The organism is Pseudomonas marincola, assembly GCF_900682675.2.
GTDB lineage: Bacteria > Pseudomonadota > Gammaproteobacteria > Pseudomonadales > Pseudomonadaceae > Aquipseudomonas > Aquipseudomonas marincola.
This window is the reverse complement of the sequence record NZ_LR215729.2, coordinates 2,013,565-2,035,849: the sequence shown is the minus strand read 5'-3', so window position 1 is coordinate 2,035,849 and position 22,285 is coordinate 2,013,565. Positions and strand designations below refer to the sequence as shown.

The window sequence follows — 22,285 nt, the reverse complement described above, 5'->3', positions numbered from 1 at the left end:
TTCGCAGTTGTTGGCAGAATAGCATGCAATAAAATATTTGCGACACTTTTTTGATAAATTGTACACAATGTCAAAAGCATCACGCCTGAACCACTGCCGCAAATTGCCAGGCCAAATTTGCTCATCGCCAGACCATGAGGGCGATGTGGCGCAAAGAGCTGACCATTTAGGCAAGTTTCTTGCTAGGTATTCAATACAACCATTGGCTATGACTGCTCATGAAAAATAGCTAAATTTTAGATTTACAAAACATCATCTACTTTGTATACAATTAGCCCATCACGGTCGCCAGTCCAAAAAGTCGGACAGTGCAATGACCGCAACACCATTACAAAGGAAGACTGCAGTGAGCGCTGAATACCCTCGCGACCTGATCGGTTACGCCAACAACCCACCGCATCCGCAGTGGCCGAATGATGCTCGCATCGCCCTCTCGTTTGTCCTCAATTATGAGGAAGGTGGTGAGCGCAACATTTTGCATGGCGACAAGGAATCTGAAGCGTTCTTATCGGAAATGGTTTCGGCTCAGCCGCTGCAAGGCGAGCGCAACATGAGCATGGAATCGCTTTACGAGTACGGCAGCCGTGCCGGTGTGTGGCGCCTGCTCAAGCTGTTCCAGAAGCACAATATTCCGCTGACTATCTTTGCCGTAGCGATGGCTGCCGAGCGCCACCCTGAGGTGATCAAGGCGATGGTTGCTGCGGGCCACGAGATCTGCAGCCACGGTTATCGCTGGATCGACTATCAGTACATGGATGAGCAGCAGGAACGCGAGCACATGCTCGAAGCGATCCGCATCTTCACCGAATTGACTGGCGAGCGCCCACTGGGCTGGTACACCGGCCGGACGGGTCCGAACACTCGTCGCATCGTTATGGAAGAAGGCGGATTCCTCTATGACTCCGACACCTACGACGATGATCTGCCTTACTGGGACCCGGCCAGCACCGAGGCTAAACCTCATTTGGTAATCCCTTACACGCTGGACACCAACGACATGCGTTTCACGCAAGTGCAGGGTTTCAATAAGGGTGACGATTTCTTCGAATACCTCAAAGACGCCTTCGACGTGCTGTATGCCGAAGGTCTTGAAGGCGCACCGAAAATGCTCTCGATCGGCATGCATTGCCGCTTGTTAGGTCGTCCCGCTCGTCTCGCGGCTTTGGCGCGGTTCATCGAGTACGTCAACAGCCATGAAAAAGTCTGGATCGCCCGCCGCGTAGATATCGCGCGCCATTGGCATGCCACACACCCGTTCAAGCAGGAGCACGCAAAATGAGCCGTTTTCAGACCCTGACTCCGTCGCAGCTAAGCCGCGAGGACTTCGTCAGCGCCTTTGCCGACATTTATGAGCACTCACCGTGGGTTGCCGAAAAGGCTTATGACCTGGGTGCGGATGACACGCTCAATGACATTGATGGCCTGCATCAGCGCATGGCCGATATTTTGCTCAGTGCCAGCCGCGAAACCCAACTGGCATTGATCAACGCTCACCCGGACCTCGCTGGTAAAGCGGCGGTTCGCGGTGAACTGACCGCCTCCTCCACATCGGAGCAGGCCGGTGCGGGCATTCAGGATTGCACCGCCGAGGAGTTTGCCCGCTTCACCGAACTGAACGACGCCTACAAGGCCAAGTTCGGCTTCATTTTCATCATGGCGGTAAAAGGCAGCAACCGTCACCAGATCCTGGCGGCTTTCGAGGAGCGCATCCATAACTCCCCGGAACAGGAATTTGCCCGTGCTCTGGCTGAAATAAACAAGATTGCGTTGTTCCGTCTGCAGCAGCTCTAGCTCCGACCGGAGAACTCTGCACACAGCGACGCAACTATTCCCTACGCCCTCATTTAAGGCAGACATTCATGAAAGCTTACGCCGTACCTTTCGAAAAATACGTCAACCTCGCCGACGCCCGTCTGGGAACCAAGGCCATTTCGGTAACCGATGACTGGTTCGCCGACGTTAACCGCCTGTTCCAGCCGACCCCGGCCGTATGGAAGGAGGGCGTTTTCGATGACAACGGCAAGTGGATGGACGGCTGGGAGTCACGCCGCAAGCGCTTTGAAGGCTACGACAGCGCAGTGATTCGACTGGGCGTGCCGGGCTCGATCAAGGGTGTGGATATTGACACCAGTTTCTTCACCGGCAACTTCCCGCCGTCAGCCTCGCTTGAAGGCTGCTTTGTTGCAGAAGGTGACCCGAGCGACACCACCGAGTGGACCGAAGTACTGGGCGCCGTAGAGCTGCAAGGTAACAGCCACCACTATCACGAAATCAACGATGCTCAGGCATTCACTCACCTACGCTTTAACATCTATCCAGATGGCGGCGTTGCCCGTTTGCGCGTTTACGGCATTCCGTTCCGCGACTGGAGTGCTGTTGGCGATAACGAAGAAGTCGATCTGGCGGCTGCACTCAATGGCGGTCGCGCACTGGCTTGCTCAGACGAGCACTTCGGTCGCATGAGCAACATCCTCAACCCGGGTCGCGGCATCAACATGGGCGACGGCTGGGAAACTGCACGCCGCCGCACACCGGGTAATGACTGGGTCATCGTCGCACTCGGCGCGCCGGGCTCAATCGAGCGCATCGTTGTCGACACCCTGCACTTCAAAGGCAACTACCCGGACAGCTGCTCGATTCAGGGCGCATTCGTCAAGGGCGGTACCGACAGCCAGATCGAAACCCAGAGCCTGTTCTGGCGCGAACTGTTGCCAAGCCAGAAGCTGGAAATGCACGCCGAGCACGAGTTCAGCGAGCAGATCAAAGACCTCGGCACCATCACCCACGTGCGCATCAATGTGTTCCCGGATGGTGGCATCAGCCGTCTGCGCCTGTTCGGCAAAGTGGCCAAGTAAACAGCAACACCGCGAGTCCTGCAGGGCGCACTGCCCTGCAGGCAACAGAATTTAGATCGGCAGGCGTGAGTTTGAATGCGCGCTTGCCTTGAAGAGAAAACGACATGCGTAAACTGATCATCGAGCCTTTGAGCAAAGAAGCCTTCGCCCCTTTCGGCGACGTCATCGAGACCGAAGGCAGCGAGTATTTCATGATCAATAACGGCTCAACCCGCCGCTATCACAAACTGGCCGAGGTCGAGACCGCGCAGCCAGACGATAAGGCAATCATCAGTATTTTCAGCGCCGAAGCACTGGAAATGCCGTTGACCGTACGCATGTTGGAACGCCATCCGCAGGGCAGTCAGGCGTTTATACCGCTGCTCGGCAACCCCTTTCTGATCGTGGTCGCGCCAGTTGGCGATGTACCTGATTCAGAGCTTGTCCGTGCTTTCCGCAGTAACGGTAAGCAGGGCATTAATTACCATCGCGGCGTTTGGCACCACCCGGTGCTTACGATCGAAAAGCGGGATGACTTCCTGGTGGTTGATCGCAGTGGCTCTGGCAACAACTGTGATGAGTACTTCTTTACTGAGGATGCGCAGCTGCTCCTCAACCCCCACCAATAAGAGAAGCCCAGGGGACCTGATTTCAGGCACTGGGAGAAGAGGTAAAGACTGTGGAAGCACATTTGATTGAATGGCTGAACCTGAGCGTGCGCTGGGTTCACATGATCGTCGGTATCGCCTGGATCGGCGCGTCCTTCTATTTCGTATGGCTGGAGAACAACCTCAACCGCGTTAACCCCAAAGACGGCCTGGCGGGCGATTTGTGGGCGATTCACGGCGGCGGTATCTACCACCTCGAAAAATACAAACTGGCCCCGCCGAAAATGCCGGAAAACCTGCATTGGTTTAAGTGGGAAGCCTACTGGACGTGGATGTCCGGCGTTACCCTGTTGATGGTGGTTTACTACCTCAACCCGTCGCTCTACCTGATTGCGCCAGGTAGTGATCTGGCGCCAGGCGCGGCTATCGCCATCGGCATCGGCTCGCTGGTTGCGGGCTGGTTCATCTACGACATCCTCTGCGACTCGGCGCTGGGTAAGCAACCTGCCCTGCTCGGCTTTGTGCTGTTCATCCTGTTGGTCGGCGCAGCATTCGGTTTGAGCCAGGTGTTCAGCGGCCGCGGTGCCTATATCCATGTCGGCGCGATTATCGGCACCATCATGGTCGGTAACGTATTTCGCACCATCATGCCGGCTCAGCGCGCACTGGTTAAGGCCATCGAGGAAGGCAGCACGCCAGACCCGGCACTACCAGCCAAAGGCCTGCTGCGTTCACGCCACAACAACTACTTCACCTTGCCGGTGCTGTTCATCATGATCAGCAACCACTTCCCAAGCACTTACGGCAGCAGCTACAACTGGCTGATTCTCGCCGGTATCGCAATTGCTGCGGTGTTGATTCGTCACTACTTCAACACCCGCCACAACAGCAACAAGTTCGCCTGGGCATTGCCTGCGGGCGCACTGGCAATGATCTGCCTGGCATTTGTTACGGGCCCGGCTTCACAGCCTGCGATGCCAACCGCCAGCCAGCCTGCCGCGATCAAGTATGCACCGCTGCCAGCCACTGCAATGCCAGGGCCGGGTGCTGCAAAGCCGATACAGCCGCAAGCACCTGCTGCGCCCGAACAACCGCAACAAGCCAACACTGCGCCAGCGGCTGGCGGCGAAGGGTTTGCCCAGGTCGATAGTGTTATTCAGGAGCGTTGTTCGGTGTGCCATTCGGCCAAGCCAAGCAGCCCGATGTTCAGCGCAGCCCCTGCCGGCGTGATGTTTGATACCCCGCAGCAGATCCAGCAGCAGGCGGCGCGTATTCAGGCTCAGGCTGTAGCAACACAGACCATGCCGCTGGGCAACATCACCCAGATGACGCAAGCGGAACGTGATTTGATCGGCCAGTGGATTGCACAGGGCGCGCAAATCAATTGATTGACCCGATGCCGCACCGCTCACCCGGTGCGGCATTTTTGTATCTGCAATAAAGCTGACTTGCTAGTGCCACCCATCGAACGCACTCCGTGTGACATGATGATTTGGCAGCCCCGCGACTGATAAAAATAAAAGCGCTTGAGGTGTTTGCATGACCCGGTTGAATAACAACTCGGCGGCCGTTTCTGCCGTCGATCAGCGTCTGCCTTGGCTGCAGATGCTTCTGGTGAGTTTTCAGCATTTGCTGCTGATGTACGGCGGTGCGATTGCCGTGCCGCTGATCATTGGCGAAGCCGTCGGTTTATCCAGGGAAGAAGTCGCGTTTCTGATCAACGCCGATTTGCTGGTAGCCGGTGCAGCAACACTGGTGCAATCGCTCGGCATCGGCCCGATGGGCATCCGGATGCCGATCATGATGGGCGCAAGCTTTGCCGCTGTCGGCAGCATGGTCGCCATGGCCGGCACGCCCGGAATCGGCCTCAACGGCATATTCGGGGCGACCATCGCCGCTGGATTTTTCGGCATGCTGATCGCGCCGTTCATGTCGCGCATCGTGCACTTCTTCCCACCGTTGGTGACCGGCACCGTGATCACTTCAATCGGCCTGTCGCTGTTTCCCGCCGCCATCAACTGGGCCGGTGGTGGCAGCGATGCAACCCAGTTCGGCGACCTTAAATACCTGGCCATTTCGGCAATGGTGCTGATCTCGATTCTGCTGATCAATCGCTTCATGCGCGGATTCTGGGTAAACGTTTCGGTACTGGTCGGCATGCTGCTGGGCTACGCCATTTCAGCGTGTCTGGGCATGGTCGATCTGAGCGGGTTGTCTCAAGCGCCATGGCTGCAAGTGGTGACTCCGCTGCATTTCGGCATGCCGCAATTCAGCCTCGCACCAATTCTGTCGATGTGCCTGGTGGTGGTCATCATCTTTGTTGAATCAACAGGCATGTTTATCGCGCTGGGCAAAATCACGGAACAGGAAATCACCCCGGCCAAGCTGCGACGCGGCCTGCTGTGCGACGCTGGCGCATCGTTTGTCGCGGGCATTTTCAATACCTTCACTCATTCATCGTTCGCCCAGAATATTGGCCTGGTGCAGATGACAGGCGTGCGCAGCCGGTTTGTCACCGCTTGCGCCGGCTGCATGCTGATCACCTTGAGCTTGCTGCCCAAGGCGGCCTTTCTGGTGGCCTCGATTCCGCCGGCGGTATTGGGCGGCGCGGGCATTGCGATGTTCGGCATGGTTGCCGCTACCGGCATCAATATCTTGCAGGAGGCCAACATTGCCGACCGCCGCAATCAATTGCTGGTCGCCGTTAGCATCGGCATGGGCCTCGCCCCGGTGGTACGTCCAGAGCTGTTTGCTCAACTGCCACAGTGGATGGACCCAATCACTCACAGCGGGATAGCCCTGGCGACGCTGAGCGCCGTCTCGCTGAATCTGCTGTTCAACATCCTTGGCGGCGCCGACCGAGCGCAGCTGGTCCGCCAACCCGCCAGCCACTGATACAAAACAAGGCTCATCCCTGTGTTGAGCCTTGTTCTCCCGCCTTAAAGCCCTCTCTTCACATCCGCCAATCAGCCCGCTGTTTGGCAGATGACCATGCATCCACTTTTTGTACACATAATCACAATAAATTGTTTTTACGCTTGTAAACAAATTGCTATAGTCGATATATTCTGACTGATCAGACAACTTTCTGATGTGCAGATTGAGGCGCCGTGAAGCCTCGTGTAAGCCCATGACCGTATAAAAAAAACAGGCAGGCTCCAACATGACCGCTACTCGCTCGACCCCAGCCCAAGCTCCGTCTGCAAAAAGCAGCGAGCTGATCTATCAACTCGATGACCGTCCCGCTTTCGGCCCCGCGCTGTTCGCAGCCTTGCAGCATGTACTGGCCAGTTTCGTTGGCATCATCACTCCCACCCTGATTATCGGTAACGTGCTCGGCCTCGGTGCTCATGTACCGTATCTGGTGAGCATGGCGCTGTTCGTGTCCGGCATCGGCACCTTCGTGCAGGCTCGCCGCATTGGCCCAATCGGTTCAGGCCTGCTCTGCCTGCAAGGCACCAGTTTCGGTTTTCTCAGTGTGATTCTCAGCGCTGGATTCATCGTCAAGGGGCGCGGCGGCAGCCCGGAAGATATTCTCGCGACCCTGTTTGGCGTGTGTTTTTGCGCTGCCTTTGTCGAGATCGCATTCAGCCAGTTCATCAACAAACTGCGTCAGGTCATTACCCCTGTCGTGACGGGCACCATCATCTGCCTGATGGGTTTGTCGCTGATCAAAGTCGCCATGACCGACATCGCCGGTGGCGTCGGCGCCAAAGATTTTGGCGCCTTGCATAACCTCGCGCTGGGCGGTGTGGTCATGGCCACAATCATTATCTTCAACCGCTTCAAGTCGCAGGCCGTGCGGCTCAGCGCCGTGGTAGCCGGCTTGCTGCTGGGCTCGCTGGTGGCCTGGTTTACCGGCCAGCTGAGTTTTGCCGATATGCCGGAGGTACCGCTGGTCAGCGTGCCGCAGCCGTTCAAGTACGGCTTCAGCTTCGACTGGATTGCATTCGTGCCGGTCGCGGTGATTTTCCTGATTACCCCGCTGGAAACCGCTGGCGACCTGACAGCCAACTCGATCATATCCAAACAACCTGTCACCGGCCCGCTGTACCTGCGCCGGATCAAGTCCGGTGTGCTCGCCGACGGCTGCACCTCGGCAATGGCCGCCGTGTTCAACAGCCTGCCAATGACCACATTCAGCCAGAACAACGGGGTTATCCAGCTCACCGGCGTAGCCAGCCGCCATGTCGGCCTGTACATCGCTGGCATTCTGGTGCTGCTGGGTCTGTTCCCGATTGTCGGCGCCGTGCTGCAAATGATGCCCAAGCCAGTACTCGGCGGCGCCACGCTGATCATGTTCGGCACGGTGGGTGTTGCCGGTATCAAGATTCTCGCCGAGGCCGGACTGCATCGGCGCAACGTCATGATCGTGGCCATTTCGCTCGGCCTCGGGCTCGGCGTTGCCGGTGTACCCGAAGTGCTTTCGCAGATGCCGGACACCCTGAAAAACATCTTTGGCTCACCGATCACCATTGGTGCAATGAGCGCCATTTTGCTGAATTTCTTCCTGCCCGAAGAACACGCCCTTGAAGTGGCTGAAGACGATTTCGACCCCGAAGCGCACCTGCATTCGGTACTCCAGGATTCACAAGATAAGACACCGCAAATCGCGACCGAGCAGCCACAAGCTAGCCCGCAGCGTTATTCCGCACCTGCCCAAGGCCAACCCGGCACCTACCCAGCAGTCGCAAGCGGCCAGCTGTGAACACATATCCCACAACTCAAACAATAAGGAAGACCCGATGAACCTGAAGCGACTGCCACTCTGCCTCTCACTCACGGCAGGCCTGTTTGCAGCCCAGCACGCCAACGCCGATGACCTGCTGTACTGGCAAAGCAACAGCCTGTCGTACCTCAACGGCAGCAATTTCCAGCGTGGCAACTTCAACGCCGAAGAACAACGCTCGCAATCGACCTTCACCTTCGAACACGCCAGCGGCTGGGTATGGGGCGATATTTTCTACTTCCTCGACTACGTTAATGCCGACAACCTGCAATCACGCGGCAGTTTCAGCAACGGCACCTTCGAGCAGAAAGAGCACAACACCTTTTACTACATGGAGTTCTCGCCACGGGTAAGCCTCAGTTGGCTTACTGGCCAGGATCTTTCGGCCGGGCCGCTTAAGGACGTGAAAGCGGCCTTTACTTACGAAAAAGGCGAAGGCGGCCCAGGCACTGAAAACTACCTGTACGGTCTCGGTTTCGACTGGAATGTGCCGGGCTTCGCGTTCCTCAACACCAACATTTACCGGGTGAAGATCAACAACCAGGTGTTCTTTGCCGACCCGAACAGCAACGGCTACACCGAGCAGTTGACGGTTGCAGGCGCCTATCCATTCGCCGTTGGCGAGCAGGACTTTTTGATCGACGGTTACGTCGACTGGCGCGCACCGTCTGATGAGGCCGGCACCCAGACTTCGGTCGGCTCCTCTATCCAGATCAAGTGGGATGCGGGTAAAGCGCTGTTCAATCAGGACAAGAAGCTTTACGTCGGTACCGAGCTGAACATGTGGCACAACAAATACGGTGTTAAGCCGGTAGACGGCTCGGCTGATGGCTTCGACCAGACCGCCGTTCAGGCGCTGGTGAAGTACTACTTCTAACGCCTGAGTTGTACCCGACAAGGCAATTGCGCAGCCGCGCAGTTGCCTTTTTTTGTGGGCGCAGATTGGGAGGTCGCTTGCACCTTGCGGATTTGGCAGGCATGAGCCGTATACCGCCATGATGGTTTGCCTTGCAGGCTAACCATCCTCCGTCAATGGGCGAAGGGCGATGGCAGGCATGAGCGGCATGACGCAACAGTCATTTAAAAACCAATTAGACGCACCAGAGTTTTGTTGCGCTATCCAGCTAATCATGTGTACAACTGTCGCCACCAAGCCAATCAGAACACGGCATAACTGGAACGCAAACTGCATACAATTATCAAATAAACGTGCAACTACCGACTCTGAGCCAAGGAAGTTCAATGCCTGCTGAAGACCTAAAAATAAAACACATCGAACCGACGCTGTATAACGACGACCTTGCACCGCTTGAGCATGCCAAGCGCAACTGGGGCAGTTTCGAGATCTTCAACGTCTGGTCCAACGATATTCAGAGCCTCTTCGGCTACACACTGGCTGCAACCCTGTTCATTTCCTACGGCCTTAGCGGCTGGGCTGTGCTGGCCGGGATTGTGCTGGCAGGCTTCATTGTTATGGGTCTGGTACAGCTAACCGGAAAGCCATCGGTTAAATACGGTGTGCCATTTCCGGTCATGGCACGCGCCAGCATGGGCGTTCGTGGTGCAAATTTCCCGGCGCTGGTGCGCGCAATCGTCGCCATCTTCTGGTACGGCGTGCAGAGTTACTTCGCCTCAACCGCAGTGGCACTGCTGCTCAACTCCGTTACCGGTGCCAGCACCGAGCCGGTGTTTCTCGGGCTTAGCGCGATTGGCTGGTTGTCCTATGTATTGGTCTGCGCGTTTCAGGTCATGCTGTTTATGCGCGGCATCGAGTGGATCACCAAGTTCCTGAACTGGGCCGGCCCATTTGTTTATGCCGTGATGATCGTGCTGATGATCGTGATCTGGTACAAAGCCAGCCCGAGTTTGCTCGATGAACTGGGTACAATCTTCAGCGGTCAGGGCGAATTTGCCGCCGGCCCGGTCGCCGCATTTGCCACGGTAGTGGGTACGATGGTCGCCTACTTTGCAGCTGTGGTGATCAACTACGGCGACTTTGCGCGCTTCGTCAAAAGCCAGAAGCAAATGACCATCGGCAACTTTCTGGGGCTACCGGTGAGCCTGGCGATCTTCTCGCTGATCGCCCTGATCATTACCGCTGGCACGGTGGTGGTGTTCGGTGAAACGCTGACCAACCCGACCGATATCATCGCCCGTGTCGACAACCTGACCCTGACCATCATTGCCGCGATCACCTTCTTCGCCGCAACTGTCGGGATCAATCTGGTCGCCAACTTCATACCGCCCGCCTACGACATCGCCAACCTTGCACCGGCTCGCATCAGCGCGCGCACGGGCGGTTTCATTACCGCGGCCATTGCCTTCGTTATCGGCGCGCTGTGGATTGCCTTCATCAGCAAGGTCGGTATCGCCGGCTTCGTTGATACTCTGGGCGCAGTGCTGGCCCCGCTCTACGGCATTATCGTTGCGGACTACTATCTGGTGCGTAAGCAGCAGCTCAACCTGCAAGACCTGTTCAGCACAGAAACCAGCGGTGCTTACTACTACGATAACGGCTGGAACCGCAAAGCGATGCTGGCGTTCGGCGCTGCTTCGGTGTTCTCGGTCTGCACGGTCTGGGTGCCAAGCCTGAGTATTTTCTCCGGCTACTCATGGCTGTTCGGCGCCTTCCTTGGCGCGGCCCTGCATTACCTGCTGATGCGCAAGCAAGTCGCATTGGTTGCCGTTACCGAATAAGCCCGATGATGTTCGGTCGTGCCCAGCGCAGCCTGCGCACGACCGATGGTTTACTCAGGGCTGGTTGATTGCTGCGCTGTTTCGGCCCGGGCTTTTTGCCGCTTTAGAAAGTCGACCTTCCACTGCTCCATCCCCAAGTATTCTGAATCCAGATTGGCCTCGACCCGGTACTTGCTTTTCAGGGCAGCGACTTCACTTGCGTGCGCGCTCAGATAGCGGTCAAAGCTGGCAATTACCTGCGGCTGTTTGCGGCTCGAGAGCTGGTACTGAATGCGTGAGTATGGCAGCGACGGATCGAACACCAGCGCGCCAGGTCGGGTACTGATGGTGTCGAGATAATGCGTGGCCACCACCACGTTGTAATACGCTCCATCGGTGTCTTTTTTCAGCGCCTGATTGATCATCGAACGCAAGTCATCATTGGCCACCCATTCCACCGGCTGCGCGGCAAAACCCTGCGGCGTCCAGCCGTTGACGATGGCCAGACGCTGTAACTGTTGCAGCGGCCTGCCAACCCGGCCAGGCGCGACCAGCACGCCATCGACCGACTCAACGATGTCAGCGCTGTACACCAGTGCGCTGCCCGCCTTGGCGGACGCCGACCATGTTGGATTGTCCGGGTATTTGAAGTCGACCTCGCCACTGAGCAAGGCCGGTAACAGTTGCTCGACCGGCAACGGTTTGTAGATCAGCTCAACCCCGCTGTCCGCTGCAAATCCATCGAATAGCTCGCGGGCGAAACCGCGGAACTGACCGTGTTTATCGACTGAATAGTGCGGCGCAAATGCAACGGCTTCAACGCCCACAACATAGCTCTGCGCGGCTGCATTGCCGGCAAATACTGCGATGCAAATACCGCATAGGTAACTCGGATGCACATTGATCTCCCGATTATTGTTGGATTAAGGAGTAGAACCAATCGCTGTTACTGGCGCTGCGTACAGCACCACCGAAGAAGCCCGCATTAGCGGGCGCGATGAGTAATCTGGCGGGATCAGGCTGCTAGCGAAGCATCTGGCTAGCCACCGGTCATGCTCATGAAGCGAATGACTTGCACCTGCTCGTCGTTGGCAAAATGGTGACGCTCAGGCTTGAGCTGCAAGGCATCACATAATGCCGCCTGCAAGCGCTGGGTATCCCCCGGATATGCACGCACCAATTGCTTGAGATCCAGCGCATTATCATGGCCCAGACACAACACCAACTTGCCTTCGGCGGTCACCCGAACCCGGTTGCAGGCACCGCAAAAATTGTTGCTGTGCGGAGATATGAAACCCACCTGCGTGTCAGTTCCTGTCACTTGCCAATAACGCGATGGCCCGCCGGTAAGCTTGCTGCTGGCTTGCAGGCTGTAGCGCTGTTCGATACGTTCGCGCACCTCGCTGCTTGAGCAAAAGGTCAGTTGCCGCTGATGGCTGGTCACGCTGCCCAACGGCATCTCTTCGATAAAGCTGATGTCGAGACCGCGACCCACGGCAAACTCGACCAGGTCGAGAACCTCATCATCGTTGTGGCCTTTCTGGATCACGCTGTTGAGTTTGATCTTGCTGAAACCCAGCTGGCGGGCGGCATCGATTCCGCCGATCACCTGATCCAGCATGTCGCGCCGGGTAAGCGCTGCAAACCGCTCGCGCTTGAGCGAATCGAGGCTGACATTGAGCCGATTTACACCCGCTTCAAAGAGTTGCCTGGCCATGGCGGCCAGTTGCGAGCCATTGGTGGTAATCGCCAGATCCTCAAGCTCGGCGCGCGCGCCCAGTCGCCTGAGCAAAGACACAAGATTCTTGCGCACCAGCGGTTCGCCGCCGGTGATGCGAATGCGCTTAACCCCCAAACCGATGAAGGCATCGGCCACAGCGTAGAGTTCTTCCAGGCTGAGAATTTGCTCACGTGGGGCGAACACCATGTCTTCGCCCATGCAGTAGGTGCAGCGAAAATCACAGCGGTCAGTGACAGACAGGCGCAAGTAGGTGATGCGCCGCCCGAACGGGTCGACTAGTTGTGCAGGTTGGGCATTAAGCAAATCAGGTCTCCGGATTCTGGGAGCCGGTTATTTGTTGTTGGAGTCCGCAGACAGATGAATAGAAACAGAAAAAGCAATTTGTGTACACGATTTATTGACCCAAAAGTCAGGATAGTGCGCACAACGTGCCCGGAGGCTGGCTTGAGACTCATGTGAGCAGGGTGATAACATGCCCGACCGCCGCTTTATTCGAGCGATTCAAGGGACATCAAAGGGCATATGACCAGCATTCGCGAGCGCAACAAAGAACTGATCTTGCGTGCGGCCAGTGAAGAGTTTGCAGACAAGGGCTTCGCCGCCACTAAAACCAGCGACATCGCTGCCAAAGCCGGCCTGCCAAAACCTAACGTCTACTACTACTTCAAGTCGAAAGAAAACCTCTACCGCGAGGTACTCGAAAGCATTATCGAGCCCTTGCAAGCAGCCTCCTCGATCTTCAATCAACCGGGTTTACCGGCCGATGTCTTGAGTGGCTACATTCGTTCGAAAATCCGTATTTCCCGCGACCTGCCCTTTGCCTCCAAGGTATTTGCCAGCGAGATCATGCACGGTGCGCCGCACTTGTCGCCCGAGCAAACCGAGCAACTCAACGCCCAGGCCAAGCACAATATTTCCTGCATTCGCCGCTGGATCGATCAGGGCTTGATGGCCGAGGTAGATCCGCATCACCTGATGTTCAGCATCTGGGCTGCGACGCAAACTTACGCCGACTTCGACTGGCAGATTTCTACCGTCACCGGTAAAGCCAAACTCGAAGACGCCGACTATGAAGCGGCCACGCAAACCATTACCCGGCTGGTTCTCAAAGGTTGCGAAATCGCCGAGCACGCGCCTGTCGCCTCCGAACAAGTGGGCTGAAAAAACCCGCCTCGCCTGCATAACGCCCAAGGCATAGCGCGACGCAGAACGCCGTCGCGCCCGCCAACCTCAGGCCGCCACGCCCGCATCGGCTTTAAAGCCAATCGACTCGATCGCGCTGATTGCGCATTGCTCGTCGATATCCGAGGTATCGCCGGTAATCCCGACCGCGCCAATCACCTCACCTTGCGCATCACGGATCAGCACACCACCTGGCGCCGGAACCAGATTGCCGTCGGCCAGGTTGTTCACTGCCCCGATAAACGCCGGACGCTTTTGCGCATCGGCGGCGATAAAACGCGAGCCCTTGCCTAGCGCCACCGCACCCCAAGCCTTGCCAATGGCAATTTGCGGGCGCAGCAAGCTGGCGCCGTCCTGACGTTGCAAGCTGATCAAGTGGCCACCTGCATCGAGCACCGCGACGGTCAGCGGTGCAGATTTGATCTCGGCCCCTACCGCCATTGCGCACTGGGTAATACGCGTTGCCATTTCCAGAGTGAGCGTATTCATGAATTCACCTTCCTCAAGTTAATAAATCAACACGCACCCGGCGGCAGCTACCGAGTTGGGTGCGTTTTCAAAGCTGGCATCACTATCCTTATCATGAGCAAAAAACTCAACAACAAGAACACAATATTATTTGTGATTGTATACATTAGTTAGCTTGGCAACATTCAAAGAACGCGCAATTGCTATTCAGGCCGCGTCAAACAGGCGTTTAAAAAGAATCGGACCGTGCAGTCAGGTAAGCGCGAAAAATTGTTGACCGCAAACTCAAGCTCTGAATAGAATCAGCACCAAGCAACATGTATACAATTTAACAATAAAAGAGGCACAAGAATATGGCCAAAATGAGAGCAATCGAGGCTGCCGTACTGGTGATGCGCCGCGAAGGCGTTGAAACTGCGTTCGGCATTCCCGGCGCCGCAATCAACCCGCTGTACGCGGCACTGAATAAAGTGGGCGGCATCGACCACGTCTTGGCCCGTCACGTTGAAGGCGCCTCGCACATGGCCGAGGGTTACACCCGCACCAACGCCGGTAACATCGGCGTGTGCATCGGCACATCCGGCCCGGCTGGCACCGACATGGTCACCGGCCTCTACTCTGCCAGCGCTGACTCCATCCCGATTCTGTGCATCACCGGCCAGGCGCCGCGTGCGCGCATGCACAAAGAAGACTTCCAAGCTGTCGATATCACCAGCATCGTCAAACCTGTAACCAAGTGGGCAACCACTGTGATGGAGCCGGGCCAAGTGCCGCGCGCCTTCCAGAAAGCCTTCTACGAGATGCGTTCCGGTCGCCCTGGCCCGGTACTGATCGATCTGCCATTCGATGTGCAGATGGCCGAGATCGAATTCGACATCGACGCCTACGAGCCGCTGCCGCTGGCCAAACCTGCTGCCACTCGCGTGCAGGCTGAAAAAGCCATTGCCATGCTCAACGAAGCCGAGCGCCCATTGCTGGTGGCCGGTGGCGGTATTTTCAACGCCGACGCCGCTGCCAAACTGGTTGAGTTCGCCGAACTGACTGGCGTGCCGGTCGTGCCGACCCTGATGGGCTGGGGTTCGATTCCGGACGACCACAAACTGATGGTCGGCATGGTTGGCTTGCAGACTTCACACCGTTACGGCAACGCCACCCTGCTTGAATCCGATCTGGTATTTGGCATCGGCAATCGCTGGGCTAACCGCCACACCGGCACCGTTGAGGTGTACACCGAAGGCCGCAAGTTCATCCACGTGGATATTGAGCCGACGCAAATCGGCCGTGTATTCAACCCGGATCTGGGCATTGTTTCCGACGCAGGCGCGGCACTGGATGCCTTCCTGGCTGTTGCCCGCGAGTGGAAAGACGCTGGCAAATTGAAAGACCGCAGCAGCTGGGTTGAAGCCTGCCGCGAGCGCAAGCGTACGCTGCAGCGCAAGACTCACTTCGACAACGTGCCGGTGAAACCACAGCGCGTATACGAAGAAATGAACGAGTTCTTCGGCAAAGACACCTGCTACGTGACCACCATCGGCCTGTCGCAGATTGCCGGTGCGCAGTTCCTCCACGTCTACAAGCCGCGCCACTGGATCAACTGTGGTCAGGCTGGCCCGCTGGGCTGGACAGTGCCTGCGGCATTGGGCGTGGCCAAGGCCGACCCGAGCCGCAACATCGTTGCGTTGTCTGGCGACTATGACTTCCAGTTCATGATCGAAGAGTTGGCCGTAGGCGCGCAGTTCAACCTGCCTTACATCCACGTCGTGGTGAACAACTCCTACCTGGGCCTGATCCGTCAGGCGCAGCGCGGCTTTGAGATGGATTACTGCGTGCAGTTGGCGTTCGAGAACATCAACGCACCCGAGCTTAACGGCTACGGCGTGGATCACGTTGCCGTGGTTGAAGGCCTGGGCTGTAAAGCCATCCGCGTATTCGAGCCAAACGATTTGCAAGCTGCGTTCGCCAAAGCCAAGGCCTTGATGGAAGAGCACCGCGTACCGGTTGTGGTTGAAGTGATTCTGGAGCGTGTTACCAACATCTCCATGGGCACTGAAATCAACGCCATCAACGAGTTTGAAGAACTCGCTGCACGCGGCGCCGATGCCCCGTCTGCCATCGCTTTGCTGGATTGATTCAACGCTGGCTGGCCGTCCTTCCGGGGGCGGCCGCCGGGTGCAACCGTAAAGTACTCAATGCCACCTGTGTTGACTGTGCTTTGCGCTATCCACCCCACTTTCAAGGAGCATTTTATGCCTCGTTTCGCTGCCAACTTGTCCATGCTGTTCACCGAAGTGGACTTCATGGATCGCTTCGCCGCTGCTGCCGACGCAGGTTTCAGCGGTGTTGAATACCTGTTTCCGTATGACTTCCCAGCCACCGAAATCAAAGCACAACTCGACAGCAACAAGCTTGAGCAGGTGCTGTTCAACCTGCCTGCCGACGACTGGGCCAGCGGCTCTCGCGGTATCGCCTGCCACCCGGACCGGGTTGAAGAATTCCGCGCCGGTGTAGACACCGCAATCGCCTACGCCAAGGTTCTGGGCAATACCCAGATCAACTGCCTGGCCGGTATTCGCCCGCAAGGCTATGACTGCGCAACCATCGAGAAAACCTTCGTCGACAACCTGAAGTTTGCCGCCGAAAAACTCGAGGCGGCCGGGATCAAGCTGGTCATGGAAATGATCAACACCCGCGACATTCCGGGCTTCTACCTGAACACCACAGCGCAGGCGCTGGCGATTCGCGACAAGGTCGCAAGCAGCAATCTGTACCTGCAATACGACATCTATCACATGCAAATCATGGAAGGTGATCTGGCCCGTACCGTGGCGGACAACCTGGCTGTGATCAACCACGTACAACTCGCCGACAACCCGGGCCGCAACGAGCCGGGCACTGGTGAGATCAACTACCGCTTCATGTTCGAACACCTGGACCGCATTGGCTACCAGGGCTGGATTGGCTGCGAATACAAGCCTGCCACCACCACCGCTGCCGGCCTCGGCTGGATGAAAGCGCACAACGCGATTTAAGGAGCATTAACATGGCTAAGATTGGTTTTATCGGCACCGGCATCATGGGCAAGCCTATGGCCGAGAACCTGCAAAAAGCAGGTCATCAACTGTTTCTCTCCACCCACCACGACGCCGCACCGGATGATCTGGTCGCAGCAGGCGCCATCGCGCTGGCCAACCCGAAGGAAGTCGCGCAGGAAGCCGAATTCATTATCGTCATGGTGCCGGATACCCCGCACGTAGAAGACGTGCTGTTCCGCAGCGAAGGCGTTGCCGAAGGTGTAGGCCCGAACAAGGTGGTGATCGACATGAGCTCGATCTCGCCAAGCGCGACCAAAACCTTCGCTGACAAGATCAAAGCCACTGGCGCGGCTTACCTCGACGCACCGGTTTCCGGCGGCGAAGTGGGCGCCAAGGCAGCAACCCTGTCGATCATGGTCGGGGGTTGCCCGAACGCCTTTGAACGCGCCCTGCCGCTGTTCCAGTCGATGGGTAAGAACATTACCCGCGTTGGCGGCAACGGCGACGGCCAAACAGCCAAAGTGGCTAACCAGATCATCGTCGCCCTGAACATTCAGGCCGTCGCTGAAGCCCTGCTGTTTGCGGCCAAGAACGGCGCAGATCCTGCCAAGGTGCGTGAAGCACTGATGGGTGGCTTTGCTGGCTCGAAGATTCTCGAAGTTCACGGCGAACGCATGATCAAAGGCACCTTCGATCCGGGCTTCCGCATCAGCCTGCACCAGAAAGACCTCAACTTGGCACTGGCTGGCGCACGCGAGTTGGGCCTGAACCTGCCGAACACCGCCAACGCCCAGCAAGTGTTCAGCACCTGCGCCGCTATCGGTGGCAGCAACTGGGACCACTCGGCACTGGTTAAAGGCCTTGAGCACATGGCCAACTTCTCGATCCGCAAGGACTGAGACCGGCGCGTACCGCCAGGCGAGCCGCAAGGCCCGCTCGCGGTAACGCCAAGAGCAACACATCAGGTGGCGTGCCCAAGGTAGGTTGGGCTCGCCATCTGATGCCCCTTTCGACCTCCCGGCAGCCGGTGTCACGGCCTGTCTGACGGGTTGGTCGATTCCAGTCCAGAGCGGCCGAGACCGGCAATTGTGGACTGTAATCGGCCCAGCACCACCGCCTTGCTGCCTTTGCAATGCCCTGCGGCCGCCGCCAACAACAAGAGAGCCTGCCATGTCCTTCGACCCGCAAACCCTGCTCCGCGACCTGTTCAATACCGCCATTGATGCCGCGCACCCACGCCACGTTCTCGCCGATCATTTACCGGCGGATCGCAGCGGCCGGGTCATTGTGATTGGCGCGGGCAAGGCCGCCGCCGCCATGGCTGAAGTCATTGAGCGCGAATGGCAAGGCGAGGTCAGCGGGCTGGTGGTGACCCGTTATGGTCATGGCGCAGATTGCCGCAAGATCGAGGTGGTGGAAGCGGCCCATCCGGTGCCTGATGATGCCGGTGAGCGCGTGGCCAAACGCGTACTGGCGCTGGTCAGCAACCTGAGCGAAAGCGACCGGGTCATCTTCCTATTGTCCGGTGGCGGCTCTTCCCTGCTCGCCCTGCCCGCCGAAGGCATTACCCTGCAAAACAAGCAGGCGATCAACAAAGCATTGCTGAAATCCGGCGCGACCATTGCCGAGATGAACTGCGTGCGCAAACACCTCTCGGCGATCAAGGGTGGCCGTCTGGCCAAGGCTAGTTGGCCCGCCACGGTTTACACCTACGCCATTTCCGATGTGCCTGGCGATGAGGCCACGGTGATTGCCTCTGGCCCGACCGTGGCAGACCCGAGCACTTCGGTTGAGGCGCTGGCGATATTGGCTCGCTACAACATCGAAATCACGGTCAACGTGCGCAAATGGCTGCAAGACCCGCGCTCAGAAACGGTCAAGCCCGGCGATCCGTGCCTGGCGCGTAGCCACTTCCAGCTGATCGCGACCCCGCAACAATCGCTGGAGGCGGCCGCCGCCAAAGTCCAAGCCGCCGGCCTGCCGGTACTGATTCTCGGCGACCTTGAGGGCGAAGCGCGTGACGTGGCCAAAGTCCATGCTGGTATTGCGCGTCAAGTCGTGCTGCACGGCCAGCCAATCAAGGCGCCATGCGTGATTCTCTCTGGCGGTGAAACCACGGTGACCGTGCGCGGCAATGGCCGTGGCGGGCGTAATGCCGAGTTCCTGCTGAGCCTCACCGAAAGCCTCAAGGGGCTGGACGGCGTGTACGCCATTGCCGGTGATACCGATGGCATCGACGGCTCCGAAGACAACGCGGGCGCGATCATGACGCCGTTCAGTTATGCGCGGGCAGGCCTGCAGAACCTCAGCGCGCGTGATGAGCTGGACAACAACAACGGCTATGGCTACTTCGCCGCACTCGATGAGCTGATCGTTACCGGCCCGACGTGCACCAACGTCAACGACTTCCGTGCGCTGCTGATCCTCGGCAACGAAGCGCAGTAACTGCGCGGCGCACACACACCGAATTCCATCACTTCAAGAGCATCATCATGACGGCTGACAAGAAAGTAAAAATCCTCGCCACGCTGGGCCCGGCGATCAAAACCATCGACGACATCCGCCAGCTGGTCGAAGCCGGGGTGAACATTTTCCGCCTCAACTTCAGCCACGGCGAGCATGCCGATCACGCCGAGCGTTACAACTGGGTGCGTGAAGTCGAGCGCCAACTTAACCAGCCCATCGGCATCCTGATGGACCTGCAAGGCCCGAAACTGCGCGTTGGCCGCTTCGCGGAGGGCAAGGTCATGCTGCAACGCGGCGACAGCTTGCGCCTGGATCTGGATAAAACCCCGGGTAACGCCCAACGCGTAAATCTGCCGCACCCGGAAATCATCGAAGCCCTGCAGCCGGGTATGAGCCTGTTGCTGGACGATGGCCGCCTGCGCCTGCAAGTGACGGCCAAACACAGCGATGCGGTTGATACCGAGGTGATTGCCGGCGGCGAGTTGTCGGACCGCAAAGGCGTTAACGTGCCCGAGGCCGTTCTGCAACTCAGCCCGCTAACCGAGAAGGATCGCCGCGACCTGAGCTTCGGTCTGGAATTGGGTGTGGACTGGGTGGCGCTGTCGTTTGTGCAACGCCCGCAAGACATCATCGAGGCACGCGAACTGATTCAGGGCAAGGCGTTTCTGATGGCCAAGATCGAGAAGCCATCGGCGGTGACCCACCTCGAAGAAATCGCCACGCTGTGCGACGCAATCATGGTCGCGCGTGGCGATCTGGGTGTTGAAGTGCCGGCCGAGAACGTGCCGCGCATCCAGAAAGACATCATCCGCACCTGCCGCCAACTGGGCCGCCCGGTGGTTGTCGCCACGCAGATGCTGGAGTCGATGCGCTTCTCCCCGGCGCCGACCCGCGCCGAAGTCACCGACGTTGCCAATGCCGTGGCCGAAGGCGCAGACGCGGTGATGTTGTCGGCAGAGACCGCCTCCGGCGAGTACCCACTGGAAGCTGTGGGCATGATGAGCAAAATCATTCGTCAGGTTGAAAGCGGCCCGGATTTTCAGGCGCAGCTGGACGTCAGCCGCCCACAAGCCGAGGCCACCAGCTCCGATGCCATCAGCTGCGCCATACGCCGCATCAGCGGAATTTTGCCGGTGGCGGCGCTGGTCAACTACACCGAATCCGGCGCATCCAGCCTGCGTGCCTCACGTGAACGGCCCAAGGCGCCAATCCTCAGTCTCACCCCGAACCTGCACACCGCGCGCCGCCTGACAGTGGCATGGGGCATTTATTCGGTGGTTAACGAACGCCTGCACAAGGTCGAGGAAGTCACCGCCACCGCGCTGGAAATCGCTCAGGCGCAAGGCATGGCCAAACGTGGCGACACCGTGGTCATTACCGCCGGCGAGCCTTTTGGGCAGCCGGGCAGCACCAACAGCCTGCGCATCGAAACCTTGCACTAACCGTGCGCACGAATGCGCCAAACGCATCGGCGTTTGGCGTAACCCGGGCAATCGCTCCACGAACAGCGACTGCATCTTTATGGCGCCTTCTGCATCTGCGGTCGGCGCTGTTTTTTATTGAGCCTGTTGCCGAGTCATTCGATGCAGCCCATTACCGAACACACCCTCAGCGGTTTTCGCGCCCTGCTCAACGGTTTCAGCCAGATATTTTTACAGGCCAATCCGCGCTGCGGCCTGTTGGTGCTGTTGGCCCTGTGCACCGGCGCGCCCGACTTGCTCGGCGGCGCACTGCTTGGCGGGCTTTGCAGCATGCTCACGGCGCAACGCCGAGGTTACCCGGCGGCGGACATTAGCCAGGGTTTGTATGGCTACAACGGCATCCTGCTGGGAATTCTGATCACCAGCCAATTCAACTGGTCGCAACTCAACCCACTGCTGATTATGTTCAGCGCAGGGGCATCAAGCCTGCTGCTGGCGCCGTGGATGGCGCGCATGCGCAAACGCCAATGGCTCCCCGCCTTCACCTGCCCGTTTGTCCTGCTCGGCTGGCTGGTCCTGCAGTTGGCTGGCCCTCTGCAACTTGAAGCCACAGCCAACGCGGCAGACTTAACGCATCAGCTCAATTGGCCAACCGCGCTGTCCGCCGTGGCACGCGGATTGGGCCAAGTGATTTTTATCGACCGTCCACTGGCTGGGATTTGCCTGCTCTTGGGGCTGCTGATAGCCGATCGGCGTGCGGCATTGTGGGCGCTGATCGGCACCAGTGCGGGGCTGGCGTTCGCCCTGTTGCAAGGCTGGGAGCAGCACAGTGCGCTGGCCGGGCTATTCGGCTACAACGCAGTGTTAACCGCCATCGCCGTGAGTCAGGTTAATCGCGGCGCGTGCCTGCCGGTGATCGGTATCGTTCTGGCGTTGCTGCTGCAGCCGGGATTCAGCAGTCTGGGGCTCCCGGCGCTGACCATGCCTTTCATTCTCGCCTGCTGGTTGCTCAAGGCCAGCCAGCGACTGCTCAAGCAAAGTGCCAACGACTGCGCTCCGGTTAAATAAGTCCGGCGCGCAACAAGGTCGCCACTCAGGCTAAACTCCCTAGGCTAATCGCCGATTCAC

19 protein-coding genes are annotated in these 22,285 nt (G+C 58.1%); 16 read left to right on the top strand and 3 right to left on the bottom strand.

Going from position 1 to position 22,285, the window contains the following annotated elements; genetic code table 11:
- Nucleotides 1-346: 346 nt before the first annotated feature.
- From puuE to PMYSY11_RS09515, 9 genes are all read left to right on the top strand, one after another.
- Nucleotides 347-1,279 carry an allantoinase PuuE gene (puuE, locus tag PMYSY11_RS09555; RefSeq protein ID WP_069900508.1) on the top strand — a complete coding sequence of 311 codons (933 nt, stop codon included), beginning with the start codon at nucleotides 347-349 and terminating at the stop codon, nucleotides 1,277-1,279.
- Complete coding sequence (gene uraD, locus PMYSY11_RS09550) at nucleotides 1,276-1,791, top strand: 2-oxo-4-hydroxy-4-carboxy-5-ureidoimidazoline decarboxylase (protein WP_090511078.1); 516 nt, start codon at nucleotides 1,276-1,278, stop codon at nucleotides 1,789-1,791. The genes puuE and uraD overlap by 4 nt, the downstream gene beginning before the upstream one ends.
- A gap of 68 nt (nucleotides 1,792-1,859) precedes the next feature.
- Nucleotides 1,860-2,855, top strand: a complete 996-nt coding sequence (alc, locus tag PMYSY11_RS09545; protein ID WP_090511075.1) for an allantoicase — start codon at nucleotides 1,860-1,862, stop codon at nucleotides 2,853-2,855.
- Between the two features lie 104 nt (nucleotides 2,856-2,959).
- A complete protein-coding gene (locus tag PMYSY11_RS09540) occupies nucleotides 2,960-3,463 on the top strand; it encodes an ureidoglycolate lyase (RefSeq protein ID WP_069900511.1) in 504 nt (167 codons plus the stop codon).
- Between the two features lie 50 nt (nucleotides 3,464-3,513).
- Nucleotides 3,514-4,830, top strand: a complete 1,317-nt coding sequence (locus PMYSY11_RS09535) for a urate hydroxylase PuuD (RefSeq protein ID WP_150549018.1) — start codon at nucleotides 3,514-3,516, stop codon at nucleotides 4,828-4,830.
- A gap of 151 nt (nucleotides 4,831-4,981) precedes the next feature.
- Nucleotides 4,982-6,337, top strand: a complete 1,356-nt coding sequence (locus PMYSY11_RS09530; RefSeq protein ID WP_150549017.1) for a nucleobase:cation symporter-2 family protein — start codon at nucleotides 4,982-4,984, stop codon at nucleotides 6,335-6,337.
- Between the two features lie 268 nt (nucleotides 6,338-6,605).
- Nucleotides 6,606-8,150, top strand: coding sequence for a uracil-xanthine permease family protein (locus tag PMYSY11_RS09525; protein WP_150549016.1), 1,545 nt, complete (start codon nucleotides 6,606-6,608; stop codon nucleotides 8,148-8,150).
- A 37-nt stretch (nucleotides 8,151-8,187) separates the two neighbouring features.
- The gene (locus PMYSY11_RS09520) at nucleotides 8,188-9,048 is read left to right on the top strand and encodes an outer membrane protein OmpK (protein ID WP_150549015.1); all 861 of its coding nucleotides are present in this window, start codon (nucleotides 8,188-8,190) and stop codon (nucleotides 9,046-9,048) included.
- 365 nt (nucleotides 9,049-9,413) lie between these two features.
- On the top strand, nucleotides 9,414-10,868 hold the full coding sequence (locus tag PMYSY11_RS09515; RefSeq protein WP_150549014.1) for an NCS1 family nucleobase:cation symporter-1: 1,455 nt from the start codon (nucleotides 9,414-9,416) through the stop codon (nucleotides 10,866-10,868).
- Nucleotides 10,869-10,918: 50 nt separating this feature from the next.
- Here PMYSY11_RS09515 and PMYSY11_RS09510 read toward each other — a convergent pair whose 3' ends face one another.
- Together PMYSY11_RS09510 and moaA are read right to left on the bottom strand one after the other, a co-directional pair.
- Nucleotides 10,919-11,746: a substrate-binding periplasmic protein gene (locus tag PMYSY11_RS09510; protein WP_150549013.1), complete on the bottom strand. Its 828-nt coding sequence runs from the start codon at nucleotides 11,744-11,746 to the stop codon at nucleotides 10,919-10,921.
- Between the two features lie 140 nt (nucleotides 11,747-11,886).
- Nucleotides 11,887-12,891 carry a GTP 3',8-cyclase MoaA gene (gene moaA, locus PMYSY11_RS09505; protein ID WP_150549012.1) on the bottom strand — a complete coding sequence of 335 codons (1,005 nt, stop codon included), beginning with the start codon at nucleotides 12,889-12,891 and terminating at the stop codon, nucleotides 11,887-11,889.
- A gap of 219 nt (nucleotides 12,892-13,110) precedes the next feature.
- On the opposite strand from moaA, the gene PMYSY11_RS09500 reads away from it, so the two are divergent.
- On the top strand, nucleotides 13,111-13,749 hold the full coding sequence (locus PMYSY11_RS09500) for a TetR/AcrR family transcriptional regulator (protein ID WP_069900520.1): 639 nt from the start codon (nucleotides 13,111-13,113) through the stop codon (nucleotides 13,747-13,749).
- A 69-nt stretch (nucleotides 13,750-13,818) separates the two neighbouring features.
- Here the strand turns inward: PMYSY11_RS09500 and PMYSY11_RS09495 are convergent, their stop codons facing one another.
- On the bottom strand, nucleotides 13,819-14,259 hold the full coding sequence (locus tag PMYSY11_RS09495; protein ID WP_069900521.1) for a GlcG/HbpS family heme-binding protein: 441 nt from the start codon (nucleotides 14,257-14,259) through the stop codon (nucleotides 13,819-13,821).
- Nucleotides 14,260-14,591: 332 nt separating this feature from the next.
- On the opposite strand from PMYSY11_RS09495, the gene gcl reads away from it, so the two are divergent.
- The 6 genes from gcl to PMYSY11_RS09465 all read left to right on the top strand — a co-directional run bounded on the left by gcl (nucleotide 14,592) and on the right by PMYSY11_RS09465 (nucleotide 22,225).
- On the top strand, nucleotides 14,592-16,367 hold the full coding sequence (gene gcl, locus PMYSY11_RS09490; protein ID WP_150549011.1) for a glyoxylate carboligase: 1,776 nt from the start codon (nucleotides 14,592-14,594) through the stop codon (nucleotides 16,365-16,367).
- Between the two features lie 117 nt (nucleotides 16,368-16,484).
- A complete protein-coding gene (gene hyi / locus PMYSY11_RS09485; RefSeq protein WP_150549010.1) occupies nucleotides 16,485-17,267 on the top strand; it encodes a hydroxypyruvate isomerase in 783 nt (260 codons plus the stop codon).
- Nucleotides 17,268-17,278: 11 nt separating this feature from the next.
- The gene (locus tag PMYSY11_RS09480; RefSeq protein ID WP_090515245.1) at nucleotides 17,279-18,169 is read left to right on the top strand and encodes a 2-hydroxy-3-oxopropionate reductase; all 891 of its coding nucleotides are present in this window, start codon (nucleotides 17,279-17,281) and stop codon (nucleotides 18,167-18,169) included.
- A gap of 271 nt (nucleotides 18,170-18,440) precedes the next feature.
- Nucleotides 18,441-19,715, top strand: a complete 1,275-nt coding sequence (locus tag PMYSY11_RS09475; protein WP_150549009.1) for a glycerate kinase type-2 family protein — start codon at nucleotides 18,441-18,443, stop codon at nucleotides 19,713-19,715.
- Between the two features lie 47 nt (nucleotides 19,716-19,762).
- A complete protein-coding gene (pyk, locus tag PMYSY11_RS09470) occupies nucleotides 19,763-21,178 on the top strand; it encodes a pyruvate kinase (protein WP_150549008.1) in 1,416 nt (471 codons plus the stop codon).
- 141 nt (nucleotides 21,179-21,319) lie between these two features.
- Entirely contained in the window at nucleotides 21,320-22,225 is a 906-nt protein-coding gene (locus tag PMYSY11_RS09465) for an urea transporter (protein ID WP_150549007.1), read from the top strand.
- Nucleotides 22,226-22,285: the final 60 nt, after the last annotated feature.

Bases quoted from the DNA above. Each gene is read 5' to 3' on its own strand.
- PMYSY11_RS09530 (WP_150549017.1), top strand. From the start codon at position 4,982: ATGACCCGGTTGAATAACAACTCGGCGGCCGTTTCTGCCGTCGATCAG.
- PMYSY11_RS09475 (WP_150549009.1), top strand. From the start codon at position 18,441: ATGTCCTTCGACCCGCAAACCCTGCTCCGCGACCTGTTCAATACCGCC.
- hyi (WP_150549010.1), top strand. From the start codon at position 16,485: ATGCCTCGTTTCGCTGCCAACTTGTCCATGCTGTTCACCGAAGTGGAC.
- PMYSY11_RS09495 (WP_069900521.1), bottom strand. From the start codon at position 14,259: ATGAATACGCTCACTCTGGAAATGGCAACGCGTATTACCCAGTGCGCA.
- PMYSY11_RS09515 (WP_150549014.1), top strand. From the start codon at position 9,414: ATGCCTGCTGAAGACCTAAAAATAAAACACATCGAACCGACGCTGTAT.
- pyk (WP_150549008.1), top strand. From the start codon at position 19,763: ATGACGGCTGACAAGAAAGTAAAAATCCTCGCCACGCTGGGCCCGGCG.
- gcl (WP_150549011.1), top strand. From the start codon at position 14,592: ATGGCCAAAATGAGAGCAATCGAGGCTGCCGTACTGGTGATGCGCCGC.
- uraD (WP_090511078.1), top strand. From the start codon at position 1,276: ATGAGCCGTTTTCAGACCCTGACTCCGTCGCAGCTAAGCCGCGAGGAC.
- alc (WP_090511075.1), top strand. From the start codon at position 1,860: ATGAAAGCTTACGCCGTACCTTTCGAAAAATACGTCAACCTCGCCGAC.
- PMYSY11_RS09525 (WP_150549016.1), top strand. From the start codon at position 6,606: ATGACCGCTACTCGCTCGACCCCAGCCCAAGCTCCGTCTGCAAAAAGC.
- PMYSY11_RS09540 (WP_069900511.1), top strand. From the start codon at position 2,960: ATGCGTAAACTGATCATCGAGCCTTTGAGCAAAGAAGCCTTCGCCCCT.
- PMYSY11_RS09500 (WP_069900520.1), top strand. From the start codon at position 13,111: ATGACCAGCATTCGCGAGCGCAACAAAGAACTGATCTTGCGTGCGGCC.
- PMYSY11_RS09520 (WP_150549015.1), top strand. From the start codon at position 8,188: ATGAACCTGAAGCGACTGCCACTCTGCCTCTCACTCACGGCAGGCCTG.
- PMYSY11_RS09465 (WP_150549007.1), top strand. From the start codon at position 21,320: ATGCAGCCCATTACCGAACACACCCTCAGCGGTTTTCGCGCCCTGCTC.
- PMYSY11_RS09480 (WP_090515245.1), top strand. From the start codon at position 17,279: ATGGCTAAGATTGGTTTTATCGGCACCGGCATCATGGGCAAGCCTATG.